11 protein-coding genes and 1 tRNA gene are annotated in these 13,231 nt (G+C 37.6%); 9 read left to right on the forward strand and 3 right to left on the reverse strand.

Annotated elements, in window-relative coordinates:
- Positions 1-99: 99 nt before the first annotated feature.
- Positions 100-175: transfer RNA gene (locus tag E4T88_RS09070), tRNA-His, on the reverse strand.
- A 171-nt stretch (positions 176-346) separates the two neighbouring features.
- Between E4T88_RS09070 and E4T88_RS09075 the strand changes: the two genes are divergently transcribed.
- The 7 genes from E4T88_RS09075 (at position 347) to E4T88_RS09105 (ending at position 8,384) form a co-directional block, all read left to right on the forward strand.
- A complete protein-coding gene (locus E4T88_RS09075; RefSeq protein ID WP_135105123.1) occupies positions 347-1,591 on the forward strand; it encodes a dicarboxylate/amino acid:cation symporter in 1,245 nt (414 codons plus the stop codon).
- Between the two features lie 260 nt (positions 1,592-1,851).
- Positions 1,852-5,262, forward strand: coding sequence for an isoleucine--tRNA ligase (gene ileS / locus E4T88_RS09080; protein WP_135105124.1), 3,411 nt, complete (start codon positions 1,852-1,854; stop codon positions 5,260-5,262).
- A gap of 53 nt (positions 5,263-5,315) precedes the next feature.
- Positions 5,316-5,696 (forward strand): TraR/DksA family transcriptional regulator, encoded by a 381-nt coding sequence (locus E4T88_RS09085; RefSeq protein ID WP_006842933.1) that lies wholly within the window; start codon positions 5,316-5,318, stop codon positions 5,694-5,696.
- A 99-nt stretch (positions 5,697-5,795) separates the two neighbouring features.
- Entirely contained in the window at positions 5,796-6,422 is a 627-nt protein-coding gene (locus E4T88_RS09090) for a lipoprotein signal peptidase (RefSeq protein ID WP_006842932.1), read from the forward strand.
- A 2-nt stretch (positions 6,423-6,424) separates the two neighbouring features.
- Positions 6,425-7,240, forward strand: a complete 816-nt coding sequence (locus tag E4T88_RS09095) for a DUF4296 domain-containing protein (protein WP_135105125.1) — start codon at positions 6,425-6,427, stop codon at positions 7,238-7,240.
- A gap of 34 nt (positions 7,241-7,274) precedes the next feature.
- Positions 7,275-7,568 (forward strand): hypothetical protein, encoded by a 294-nt coding sequence (locus tag E4T88_RS09100; RefSeq protein WP_135105126.1) that lies wholly within the window; start codon positions 7,275-7,277, stop codon positions 7,566-7,568.
- Positions 7,569-7,583: 15 nt separating this feature from the next.
- A complete protein-coding gene (locus tag E4T88_RS09105) occupies positions 7,584-8,384 on the forward strand; it encodes a glycosyltransferase family 2 protein (protein ID WP_135105127.1) in 801 nt (266 codons plus the stop codon).
- Between the two features lie 24 nt (positions 8,385-8,408).
- On the opposite strand, the gene E4T88_RS09110 is transcribed toward E4T88_RS09105, so the two are convergent.
- Both E4T88_RS09110 and E4T88_RS09115 read right to left on the reverse strand, forming a co-directional pair.
- Positions 8,409-9,164 carry a lipopolysaccharide kinase InaA family protein gene (locus E4T88_RS09110; protein ID WP_135105128.1) on the reverse strand — a complete coding sequence of 252 codons (756 nt, stop codon included), beginning with the start codon at positions 9,162-9,164 and terminating at the stop codon, positions 8,409-8,411.
- A 1-nt stretch (position 9,165) separates the two neighbouring features.
- Entirely contained in the window at positions 9,166-10,746 is a 1,581-nt protein-coding gene (locus E4T88_RS09115; RefSeq protein WP_135105129.1) for a peptide chain release factor 3, read from the reverse strand.
- 377 nt (positions 10,747-11,123) lie between these two features.
- Between E4T88_RS09115 and E4T88_RS09120 the strand changes: the two genes are divergently transcribed.
- Both E4T88_RS09120 and E4T88_RS09125 read left to right on the forward strand, forming a co-directional pair.
- Positions 11,124-12,536: a sensor histidine kinase gene (locus tag E4T88_RS09120; RefSeq protein WP_135105130.1), complete on the forward strand. Its 1,413-nt coding sequence runs from the start codon at positions 11,124-11,126 to the stop codon at positions 12,534-12,536.
- Complete coding sequence (locus tag E4T88_RS09125; protein WP_135105131.1) at positions 12,533-13,213, forward strand: response regulator transcription factor; 681 nt, start codon at positions 12,533-12,535, stop codon at positions 13,211-13,213. The genes E4T88_RS09120 and E4T88_RS09125 overlap by 4 nt, the downstream gene beginning before the upstream one ends.
- Positions 13,214-13,231 lie beyond the last annotated feature (18 nt).

A 13,231-nucleotide genomic window follows, 5' to 3' on the forward strand; every position in this document is an offset into this window, starting at 1 on the left:
CTGAATGAGAGAGAATCATCACTTAAAGAGGAAGTGTTCCAAGTTTGGATATATGATATAATAAAAAAAGAAACTGTTTATTTAACAGTTTCTTTTCTAGGGTGGAAGACGGGGCTCGAACCCGCGACCTTCGGAACCACAATCCGACGCTCTAACCAACTGAGCTACAACCACCGTTTTGCAATTGCGGTGCAAATATATGCATTTTTCTTGTATTAGCAAGGGGTATGATGAAAAATCTTAATCTTTTTTATTTAGACTCTTCACCTATAAAATCTATGTTCTTTTAATACAGATATTTCGAAATGAAAGTGTATTTTTGTCGACTTATATAAGAGTTTGATTAATGAATGTTTTGAAGAACTACGCATTTACGATCTTTTTGCTTCTCGGTATTCTGATTGGTGGTATTTGCGGTATTATTTTTGGAGAAGGGGCTAGTGTTGTAAAGCCTGTGGGGGATATTTTTCTCAATTTGATGTTTGTGCTCATCGTGCCGCTTGTTTTCTTTAGTGTAGCATCATCTATTTACAACATGCGCGACTCTAACATGGTCGGCAAAGTGATAGGAAGCATTGTTTTTGTATTTCTCTTTACCGGAGTTGTGGCCGCCGCCGTATCCTATCTTTTTACCCTCTTATATAATCCTCTAGGAGGAGTTAATCAGTCGGAATTTTTACTAGGGCTGCCCCAACAAACAGTAAAACAATTGACTTCTGCCGAAATATTTGTGAATGTCTTTACTGTTTCCGATTTTCAGCAGCTATTTACAAAAGCGAATCTGCTGCCTCTTATTATATTCTCTATCTTCTTTGGCTTGGCGACCTCTTTTTCGGGTACGAAAGGAAAAATAGTGGCAGACTTTTTAAATGCTTCCACTCATGTAATTATGAAAATGATGGATATCATAATGAAAGCGGCTCCTATCGGACTAGGCTGTTACTTTGCCGATACGGTTGGGAATCTGGGCGGACAGATACTGAATGGGTATATGCATGTTTTTATTCTTTTCCTCATCCTTACAGGAATTAGCTTTTTCGGGCTCAACTCTATATATGTGTTTTGGGCGGGAGGTAAAAAAGGTTTTGTTTCGTTTTGGCAGAATATATTGACTCCATCACTTACGGCGATTGCCACATCTTCCAGTGCAGCATGTATTCCTGTCAATATAGAAGCTTCTAAGCGGATGGGTATTCCCTCGCGTATTGCCGAAACAGTGATTCCGTTAGGTACAAACATGCACAAGGATGGTTCTATCATAGGTGGTGTTCTGAAAATTATATTTCTATTTACTATTTTCGGGCAAGAGATAACATCTTCTTCGAATATGTTTATGATTATAGGTGTTGCCGTACTATCTGCTGCCGTTGTAGGAGCTATCCCAAGCGGAGGTATGACGGGCGAATTGTTGATTTGTTCTATCTTTGGGTTTTCACCTCAGTTTGCTGCTACATTGATGATTATAAGTACTATAATCGATGTGCCGGCTACACTGCTCAACTCTACGGGGAATGTGGTTTGTGCAATGATGGTAACCCGTTTGGCAGAAGGAAAGGATTGGGTAAAGAAACAGTTTATCGATGCATCATAAATTTATCTCTTAATAATATAGGGTCTTTACATCCGAAATAAAAAAGTGACATCAAAAAACAGATACGAATCTGTTACTTTTGTTACTTTTCTTGTTTTTATTCTTTGGCATGAGTTTTGTATTTATTTGCAATCAGTTGTGATCATTGTGAATTATCTTTTTTTACCTTATTATATTAACTAACGTAAAATCGTACACTATACCGTATAGATTTTTTCATTATATTTGTCCTCAATTTTTTAAGCAGGTTATTTTACATTATGAGTAAACAATTTTCAGAATATAATCGATTTAACTTATCTGATGTCAACAAAGAGATATTAGAAAAATGGGATAAAGAAGGCATATTCCAAAAGAGCTTGGAAATACGCACCGGAGCGCCATCATTTGTTTTCTATGAAGGACCTCCGTCGGCTAATGGTATGCCCGGTATTCACCATGTTATGGCTAGATCGGTTAAGGATATTTTCTGCCGTTACAAGACTATGAAAGGTTTTCTTGTAAACCGTAAGGCAGGATGGGATACTCATGGCTTGCCTGTGGAGCTTGCTGTAGAAAAGAAACTGGGTATAACCAAAGAAGATATCGGCAAGAAAATAACAGTAGAAGAATATAACGATGCCTGTCGCAAAGAGGTAATGAAATATACCGGGGAATGGGAGAACCTTACCCGCATAATGGGATATTGGGTAGATATGAACGATCCTTATATCACATACGATAATCGTTATATAGAAACACTTTGGTTCTTACTAAAAGAACTATATAACAAAGGCTACCTTTATAAAGGATATACAATACAACCATATTCGCCCGCTGCCGGAACAGGACTTAGTACACACGAACTGAATATGCCGGGTGCATATCGTGATGTGAAAGATACAACCTGTGTTGCACAGTTTAAGATAAAATCTCCGAAACCTGAAATGTCTCAGTTTGGAGAGGCTTTCTTTTTAGCTTGGACGACAACCCCTTGGACTCTTCCATCCAATACGGCACTAGCTGTAGGACCCGAGATAACCTATGTAGCAGTACAATCTTACAATCCGTATACAGGAAATAAGATAACTACTGTAATGGCACAGTCTCTTGTGTTCAGTATGTTCAATGAGAAAGCCAAAGACATAGCTCTTGAAGATTATAAGGTAGGAGATAAGCTTATACCTTATAAGATTGTAGGAGAATGGAAAGGTAAAGACTTGGCCGGAATGGAATACGAACAACTTATTCCATGGGTTAATCCGGGAGAAGGTGCATTTAAAGTTCTTGCAGGCGACTTCGTAACGACAGAAGATGGTACAGGGATTGTACATATAGCTCCTACATTTGGTGCGGATGATGCCCGTGTAGCAAAAGCAAATAATGTACCTGCATTACTTCTGTTGGACAAAGACGAGAATCAACGTCCGATGGTAGATCTCACCGGTAAGTATTTCAACTTAGAGGATTTAGATCCTAGCTTTGTTAGTGATAATGTAAATGTTGAGCTATATAAGGAATATGCCGGTCGTTATGTGAAAAACGAATACGACGATACGCTTCCTGCTGATGCAACAACTTTAGATATAGATCTTTGCGTGATGTTGAAGCAACAAAATCGTGCATTCAAAATAGAACGTCATGTGCACAACTATCCGCACTGTTGGCGTACCGACAAACCGGTATTATATTATCCGCTCGATAGCTGGTTTATACGTACCACTGCTTGTCGCGAACGTTTGATAGAACTCAATAAGACAATAAATTGGAAACCGGAATCGACAGGTACAGGCCGTTTTGGAAAATGGCTCGAAAACCTGCAGGATTGGAATCTCAGCCGTAGCCGCTATTGGGGAACACCTCTTCCTATATGGAGAACAGAGGATGGAAAAGAAGAAAAGTGCATCGGTTCGATGAAAGAGCTTTATGCCGAAATGCAAAAAGCCGTAGATGCCGGTGTGATGAAAGAAATACCTTGGACAGGTTTCGAAGTCGGAAATCTGGATAAGGCAAACTATGAGAAAATAGATCTTCACCGTCCGTATGTTGATGATATAATACTTGTATCCGATTCGGGACAACCAATGACACGCGAGAAAGATTTGATCGACGTTTGGTTCGATTCGGGGGCAATGCCTTTTGCTCAGGTATTTTATCCAAATATCAGCGAAGATGAGTTCTCAAAAGTATATCCGGCTGATTTTATAGCTGAGGGTGTAGATCAGACCCGTGGATGGTTCTTTACTCTACATGCTATATCTACAATGTTCAAGGACAGCATATCGTTTAAAAATGTTGTTTCCAACGGACTTGTATTGGATATGAACGGACAAAAGATGTCAAAACGCTTAGGCAATGCTATCGATCCTTTTGAGACAATAGATAAGTATGGTTCAGACCCTTTGCGCTGGTATATGATAACCAATGCGTCGCCTTGGGATAACCTAAAATTCGATATAGAGGGGGTAGAAGAGGTGCGCCGTAAGTTTTTCGGAACACTTTATAATACTTATTCATTCTTTGCTTTGTATGCAAACGTGGATAACTTCTCCTTTAAGGAAGACTTGATACCTGTTTCGGAAAGACCGGAGATCGATCGTTGGGTAATATCATTACTCAATACGCTAGTCAAGGATGTGGATGAGTATTATAATACATACGAACCCACAAAGGCCGGACGTGCTATCTCTGATTTCGTAAATGATAATCTCAGCAACTGGTATGTGCGCCTCAACAGAAAACGTTTCTGGGGAGGAGAAATGACAAAAGATAAATTATCTGCATATCAGACCTTATATACATGTTTGGAGACAATAGCCAAACTTATGGCTCCGATATCTCCATTCTATGCCGATAAACTTTTCTGTGATTTGATTGTTGTAACAGAGCATGAAAAAGTAGCGTCGGTACACCTTTCGGATTTTCCTACTTATGACGCATCTGTCGTGGATAAGAATCTGGAAGAACGTATGCAGATAGCGCAGGATATATCATCCGCTGTTTTGGCTTTGCGCCGTAAGACCAATATCAAGGTACGTCAGCCATTGACACAAATCATGATACCGGTGTTAAACGATCAGCAAGGAAAAGATTTGGATGCTGTGCGCGAACTGATATTGAATGAAGTAAACGTCAAAGAGCTTAAGCATGTAGATAATGCTGCCGGTATCTTGGTGAAGAAAGTAAAACCCGATTTCAAAAAACTTGGGCCTCGTTATGGTAAGATCATGAAACAGCTTGCCGCAGAAGTTCAGGGGATGAGCCAGGAAGCTATCGCTACATTCGAAAAAGAAGAAAAATATACTTTCGATATTGATGGACAAGCAGCTACTATAGAATTGGCTGACGTGGAAATCATATCTGAAGATATACCGGGATGGTTGGTTGCTAATGCCGGAAAATTGACTGTTGCACTTGATGTAACAATAACAGACGATCTGAGAAAAGAAGGTATAGCCCGCGAGCTGGTAAACCGTATACAAAATATACGTAAATCCAGCGGATTGGAAATAACTGACAGAATAAATATAAAATTGACAGACTTGGAGCAGATAAGAGAAACTGTTTCGGAATATAATAATTACATAGCGTCACAGGTACTTGCTGACAAAATAGAACTGTTGGAGTCTGTAGATGGGCAAAATATTGATATGGATGATTATATTTTACAGATATCTGTTGAAAAAGTCTGAAAATGTATTATCTTTAAGTAAAATAAGAAACAGGAATTATAAAACTAACGGTTATGGCAGAAAAAACAAGATATTCTGATGAGGAATTAAATGAATTCCGCGATATTATTCTTGAGAAGCTAAATAAGGCTAAAGGAGAATATGAAGAGTTGAGAGCGGCTATAACAAATGCCGATGGGAATGATGTTACTGACACTTCACCGACATTCAAAGTCCTGGAAGAAGGTGCATCTACATTGTCGAAAGAAGAAGCCGGCCGTTTGGCTCAACGCCAGATGAAGTTTATCCAAAATCTTCAATCGGCTCTTATTCGTATCGAAAATAAGACATACGGCGTTTGTCGCGAAACAGGTAAATTGATACCGAAAGAAAGATTGCGTGCTGTTCCTCATGCTACATTAAGTATTGAGGCTAAGAACAGCGGAGTAAAATAAGTAGTAATTAAATAAAAAAAGCATAGAAGAAAGGAAGAAAAAGCAAGGGTGAATTATGCCTGTTTTTTCTTCACTTTCTTTACAGGAATCGGCTGATATATGGAGAAAAAGAATCAAGGACTGATAGCAATCCTAGTAATAGTACTCGTTCTTGTAATAGATCAAGCATCTAAAATCTGGGTCAAAACCCACATGTCTCTCTTTGAGAGTATTGAAATAACAAGCTGGTTCAAAATATATTTTGTAGAAAATAACGGAATGGCTTTTGGGATGGAATTCATCGGTAAGATGTTTCTTTCTATATTCCGTATCGTAGCTATCGGTTTTATTGGTTATTACTTATACAAGCTGATTAACGGGAGATATAAGACAGGATATATCATATGTATATCGCTTATATTAGCCGGGGCATTTGGTAATATCATAGACAGTGTATTCTACGGGGAAATATTTTCAGCTAGCTACTCCGGGCATGTTGCGTCCTTTGTTTCTTTGGGAGACGGATATTCTAGCTGGCTGCATGGTAAGGTTGTAGACATGTTGTACTTCCCATTGATCGAAAGCACTTTTCCTTCATGGGTTCCTGTATGGGGCGGACAACCATTTGTTTTCTTCAGTGCTATATTCAATATAGCTGATTCAGCTATTACTGTTGGTATTTTTATCCTTCTTCTTTTCTATCGTAAGACTCTTGCGCTATCTTTAGAAAAAAACGGCAAAGCATAATTATGCAACGATCTGTTATTTATATCATTATTTCTATTCTTATTCTGTTTAGCTCTTGCGGAAGAAGACCGGGATATGTAATCTCCCCCGATAAGATGACAGATGTCTTATACGATATAAGGCTAGCTCAATCTATTTTCAATGACGATCCTCAATTCAGGTCTGATGACATGAAAGATGCGCTAGTGGCCGGAGTGCTTAAAAAGCATAATATAACTCAAGCCGAACTAGATACATCTCTTCTGTGGTACTCGGATAATATACAATATTATGCAGTAATAAATGATACTGTAGCTGCACGTCTCAAATTTAGAAATGAATCGCTTCTAAATTCTAGATCTGCAATGCTGAGCAGGGGTGCTCAGAGTAATTTGATCATACCTACATTTTACTATCTGAATAGTTATACTCCAACTCTTTCTTTCAATATAGATACATTGAAGATGAAGAGTATAAAGAATATATCCGATTTTCACCTAAAGTTTGATATACAAGGATTGAGCGCTAAGCAGAAAGCTGAGGCTGCAATTTATTTCAATTACAAGGACACCTTAGTTAAAACAAGGATTCCTATCGAAAGTAATAGTCATTATTCAATAAGTAAACCTTCGTTACCTGATAGCTTACTGAACGGCATATCAGGGTATATACACCTTAGAAATAATACGAGTAGTGGATCAAATGTCTTGATACATAATATAAGCTATATAGACTCTGTAGCTGTTGCAAGACATAAAGACGGTCTTTCTACAAGGCAACCGAACCGATCAACAGATAATATCCGTAAGGAAAGTGTAGGTCGTCCGGAACCTAATTAAAAACTCGAAATTCCTATACCTTCAAAGTTTTGAAATGAAACGCTATTATTCGCATTATACCTTTATATATCCGAATATATATCTGAAAAATTATATTATAGAGGTAAATGATAAAGGGCAGATAACTAATGCTTTCCCATTTAGGAGTGAGATTGAGAAAACAGAGTTTTATTCGGGATTACTACTGTTTCATCCGGATGGTATCGAGTTTAATTTGCAAGATCGACTTAAAAGTGATTTATTTATCAACCCCAATAAGTCGTTGGTGCTTTCTTGCGAGAAATATAATATGACACATATAGAGGACTTAACATCTTATATCTATTAACTTTAATTAGTATTCATGAATAATAACGACTTTTCTATCACACTTATCATATCAACATATAATTGGCCTGAAGCTCTTAAGGTTTCATTGCTTAGTGTTACCAATCAGACATGTTTACCAATAGAGGTAATCGTAGCGGATGATGGTTCAAGAGATGATACAAGAAAACTAATAGAAAGGATGCAAAAATCATTCCCTTGTAAACTTATCCACGTATGGCATGAAGACAATGGTTTCAGGTTGTCTGAGATAAGAAATAAAGCTATAATGAAAGCTTCGGGTGATTATATTATCCAAATAGATGGTGACATCATATTAGAAAAGCATTTTGTCGAAGATCACCACTCTTTTGCTCAAAAGGGTTGCTTCACATCAGGAAGTAGAGTGAAGTTATCGCCAAAATCTAGTGCGGAGGTATTGAGGAATGGCACGGTGGATATTCCTTTTTCATGGTCGTCATTTTTTCAACCAAATAGATTAAGGTCAAAGTTCTTACAAAACTATTTTCGATTCAGATATAAAGCCGATCATCCTTACTTCGTTCGAGGTTGTAATACCGCTTTCTGGAAAGAAGATTTGCTAAAGGTAAATGGATATAACGAAGATATTATCGGTTGGGGATATGAAGATAACGAAATCGCCGCGCGTCTTACCTTTGCCGGAATAAAAAGGCAATTCTTAAAGATGGGGGCTGTAGAATATCATATTGATCACCCTGTGAATAGTAGAGACAAAGCCAATCAAAACCACAAAACCTTATTGGAAACTATTAATAGCCAAGGAACCTATTGCCAAAATGGGTTAGATAAATATTAATAAATATTTTTTTTCTGTAACTGATTAGTAGTTCGTTATATATGGTGAAGAGCCCGGATGCTTTTTTGTGAAATTATCCCAAAATCTCTTCCTGTAGTATAACGTCCGTTTAAGACAATCTTCTACATCAAGGTTTCTGCTTTGGGCATATTCTTTAATAAATAAGAAAATCATATCATCGCTTCCCCATAATCGTCTGAAGTTAAAACAAGCTGTATCCATGCTGATAGGTTTATCAAACTCCATTCTATTAAGGTCTACCAGATAAAAGATATAATCGTCTCCTTCCTTTTTATATAAGACATTCCCGGAAGAGTAATCCAAATGAAGTATTTGCTGTTCATGCAGGTCGGCTGTATACCTTGCAAACTGCTTTATCAGTTCTTCCTTTTCTGAGAGGAGTGATGTTTTTAGTTCACGCATTGTGCCATCAAAAGACTCATGCTTTGATATATAGAAGCTGTTTTTAAGCAACCCGAATTTAGTCTCTTTTATATAGGCTATCGGGTCGGGAGTATGAAGTCCTTTCTCCTTTAGCTTAAAAGCATATTCGTAAGAGCGTCGGGCTTTAGACTTTCTAAATGTCCTGTATACTATCTGATTGATAAAAATAGGCTTTTTAAAGAACTTCACATTTACCTTAAACCCATCTACATCAAATAGCTTTATAATATTCCGAGCGGCATATAGTGTTTCACCTTCATAAGCAAAAGAGTCAGAAAGATTTTCTACAAAACCTTCCAGATATTTATATTCGGGATTAATAACAATTTCTACCATCTTAAAACTCAGAAGTGAAATGGAATTTTATATCCTTGAAATCTTGTTGAGCCATCATCAATACATAGTTAGAGTCTGCAAGAAAGACATCTCGTCCTTCTTTATCTACTGCCATATATTGAGCCTTACGCTTCTTAAAGTCAGCCAGTTGTTCCTTGTTGTCACTTTCTATCCAACAAGCTTTATACAAATTGATTGCTTCCCATCTACACTGAGCACCATATTCATGCAATAGGCGATATTGGATTACTTCAAATTGCAGCTGACCAACAGTTCCTATAATTTTGCGTCCGTTAAATTGGTTTGTAAACAACTGGGCAACACCTTCGTCCATCAATTGGTCTATTCCCTTCTGAAGTTGTTTCGACTTCATCGGGTCAGCATTTTCGATATACTTAAACATTTCAGGAGAGAAGCTAGGTAAACCTTTGAAGTGTAAATCCTCTCCCGATGTGAGTGTATCCCCGATTTTAAAGTTCCCGGTATCGGGCAGACCTACAATGTCACCGGCAAAAGCTTCATCTACAGTTTCTTTCTTTTGAGCCATGAAGGCAGTAGGAGAGGAAAACTTCATCGAACGGTTCAATCGCATATGTTTATAGTTTACATTCCGTTCAAACTTTCCTGAACATATCTTAACAAAGGCAATACATGAACGGTGATTCGGGTCCATATTGGCATGTATCTTGAATATGAATCCCGTAAAAGCCTGTTCGTCAGGTTTTACTTCACGCTCGATTGCTTCCACAGGACGTGGAGACGGTGCAATCCTTACAAAGCAATCCAACAGCTCTTTTACTCCGAAATTGTTGAGAGCCGATCCAAAGAATACAGGGGCAATTTGTCCTTTGAGGTATGTATCCATATCCAGTTCGGAATATACTCCGTCAATCAACTCGATGTCATCTCTCAGCTTTGCAGCCAAGGGTACTCCAATGTATGTTTCCAGCTCAGGGCTATTTATATCTTTAAATCCTATAGATTCCGTAACAGTCTGTTTACTTGGAGTGTATAGGTCTAATTTTTCCTGATATATATTATAAACTCCTTTGAAACGTTGTCCGCTATCAATTGGCCAACTCAAGGGACGAACTCCGATTTGTAATTCGGCTTCCAGTTCGTCGAGTAATTCAAAAGGATCTCTACCTTCTCTATCCATCTTGTTGACGAATATCATGACAGGAGTATGGCGCATACGGCAGACCTCCATCAGCTTGCGTGTTTGTGCTTCAACCCCTTTGGCCGAATCTACAACAATGATCACACTGTCCACTGCAGTCAGGGTACGATAAGTGTCTTCGGCAAAATCCTGGTGACCGGGAGTATCGAGTATGTTGATCTTATAACCATCGTATTCGAATCCCATAACAGAGGTGGCAACAGAAATACCACGTTGCTTTTCTATCTCCATCCAGTCCGAGGTAGCAGTTTTCTTTATCTTATTTGACTTTACTGCTCCGGCAACATGTATTGCCCCTCCAAATAGTAATAACTTTTCAGTAAGGGTTGTTTTACCCGCATCGGGGTGACTTATAATAGCAAAAGTGCGTCTTTTTTGTATTTCTTTCTTAAGTTCGCTCATTGATTTTTCCGTAATAAGTTGCAAAAGTACTAAAAAAAGCGGATATAATATGCCTATCCCAGCAAGCAATAGAGAACTGTATGTTAGTTAAAAAAGTGACAAAATATAAATGTTCTGTTAAGTATTAGTAAACAATGAAATAGCTGACAAAAGGTGACAAAAGTAACACCTTTTCGATCTGTTTTTATTGTCACCTTTTCTCTGTTACAAAAAGTGTCTGTATTTTATTTCTTTGTTACTATAACTACCTTTATATAAGATAATTTTATCGAAATCATTTGTACAGAAGTTTGCTTGTCTAGTGTTATTTAGTGTTATCACTATTTTTTGTTTCTAAGCTATTGTTTACATTTGCTTTATCGATAATGAATTCATGTATGAAGTTCAGATTTAAATCCATAGCGATCGTTATTTTTAGTTTGTTAATTCTGGTTTGTTCTTATCAGGCTTATTGGTTGGTCAATTTCTATAACCAGCAATATGAGAAGTTAGAAACAGTAATAAACAATACGGCAGAAAGCAGCTCCTTCAAAGAGTTGGCAATCAGAATGTCTACCATATCAGCCAAGGATGCTGAAGAGGAAGAAGCAGAAAATGGTATTCCTGCTTCTGTAGAAACAAAGACTTATAACTCCGGCAAAGGTAAGACAACCATTAGTATGAGTTTCTCCAAAGAACGAGGAGGCGAAAAAAGTAGCTCTGATTCTATTTACGCAGACTTGCAAGAGGTAACGATACAAATCAAGAAAGGACTTTTGTCTGCTATTGGAGAAATAACCCCACTCGACTTAGTACGTTTGGATAGTATTATGAGTGCCGATTTGTCTGCACAAGGATTCGATATACCTCATGTTATCCAGTGTAGAACATCTATTGGAGATACCTTGGTGACTCAAATACCTAAAGGAACTTTCGATTTTAAGAATAGTAAGGAATATGTTTTAGAAGGTCTCAAAACCCAGATACATACTTATTATTTGTATATGGATAATCCTAAGTGGTATATCTTTAAAGGTATGTGGGGGTTGACCTCCGTTTCTGTATTGATGGTTATTTTACTAATTGTGACTTTTATATATTTGCTTAAAATCATATTAAGACAAAAAACAATAGATGAAATAAAAACAGACTTTGTAAATAATATGACACATGAGCTTAAAACTCCGATATCAGTTACTTACGCGGCTGTAGATTCCCTCCAAAACTTTGGATTTGGCGATGACCCTATAAAAAGAAAAGAATATCTTGATATCTCACGTGAGCAGTTAATGTATCTGAATAGCCTTGTGGAACAGATACTAACTATGTCGGTAGAAGAGCGGAAAAATCTCAAACTGAATTTAGAAAATATAGAAGTGGGCAGCATATTTGAGAGTCAGAAAAATAAGTTTTTACTGAACACTGTAAAACCAACCTCATTTGTAATAGATATACAACCTGAAGGATTGAGTATTGAAGCCGATCGATTGCATTTTGGTAATGTAGTAAGTAATCTGATTGAAAACGCAATCAAATATTCCAACGATTCGGTAGAGATTCGGTTGTTGGCACGTAAGTCGGGAAACAAAATTGTTTTATCTGTATGTGATAACGGAATCGGTATTCCGGACGGGTCTTTGGATAAGATATTTGATAAGTTTTACCGTGTTCATACAGGTAATGTTCACGATGTTAAAGGATATGGCTTAGGGCTTTTTTATGTAAAGACGATTGTGGTTAAGCATGGCTGGAATATTAAAGCAAAAAGTGTGGAAGGTAAAGGTACTTGTTTCGAAATAATAATAGGATGAATAAGATAAATGTATTGTTAGTAGAGGACGAACCGGCCTTGTCTATGATCATTAAAGATGCTTTAGAGAAAAAGGAGTTTGTTGTTGATATAGCAGTTAATGGGGAAAAAGGGCTCGAGCTTTTTCATCGGTTGAAGCCCGATATCGTCGTGGCAGACATAATGATGCCAAAGATGGATGGTTTCACAATGGCTCAACTGATACGTAAAAGTGACAAGAAAACCCCGATATTATTCTTAAGTGCTAAGTCTAGGACAGACGATGTAGTTCAGGGGTTTGAAATAGGAGGAAACGATTACTTGAAAAAGCCCTTCGGAATGGATGAGCTTATTGTGCGTATCAAGGCTTTGCTGAACAGAGCACAAACTGAGATCCCTCAAGATAAAATATATGAGATAGGAAAATATACATTCGATCCTTTGATGCAGAAATTGGTTCACACCCAACGTACTGAAATCCTGTCTCACCGTGAAGCTGCTATATTGGAACGCCTTTGTTCCAATCAGAATAATATCGTAGAGAATAAAGCTGTACTGATTGAGCTTTGGGGCGATGATAGTTTCTTTAATACACGCAGCCTGCATGTGTTTATCGTAAAGCTGCGTAAGAAGTTAGCTTTAGATCCTACAATTCAAATTATAAATATTCGGGGAATAGGCTATAAAATGATTTTCTGATTACACCGGCAGATAGTT

The organism is Dysgonomonas mossii (assembly GCF_004569505.1).
GTDB lineage: Bacteria > Bacteroidota > Bacteroidia > Bacteroidales > Dysgonomonadaceae > Dysgonomonas.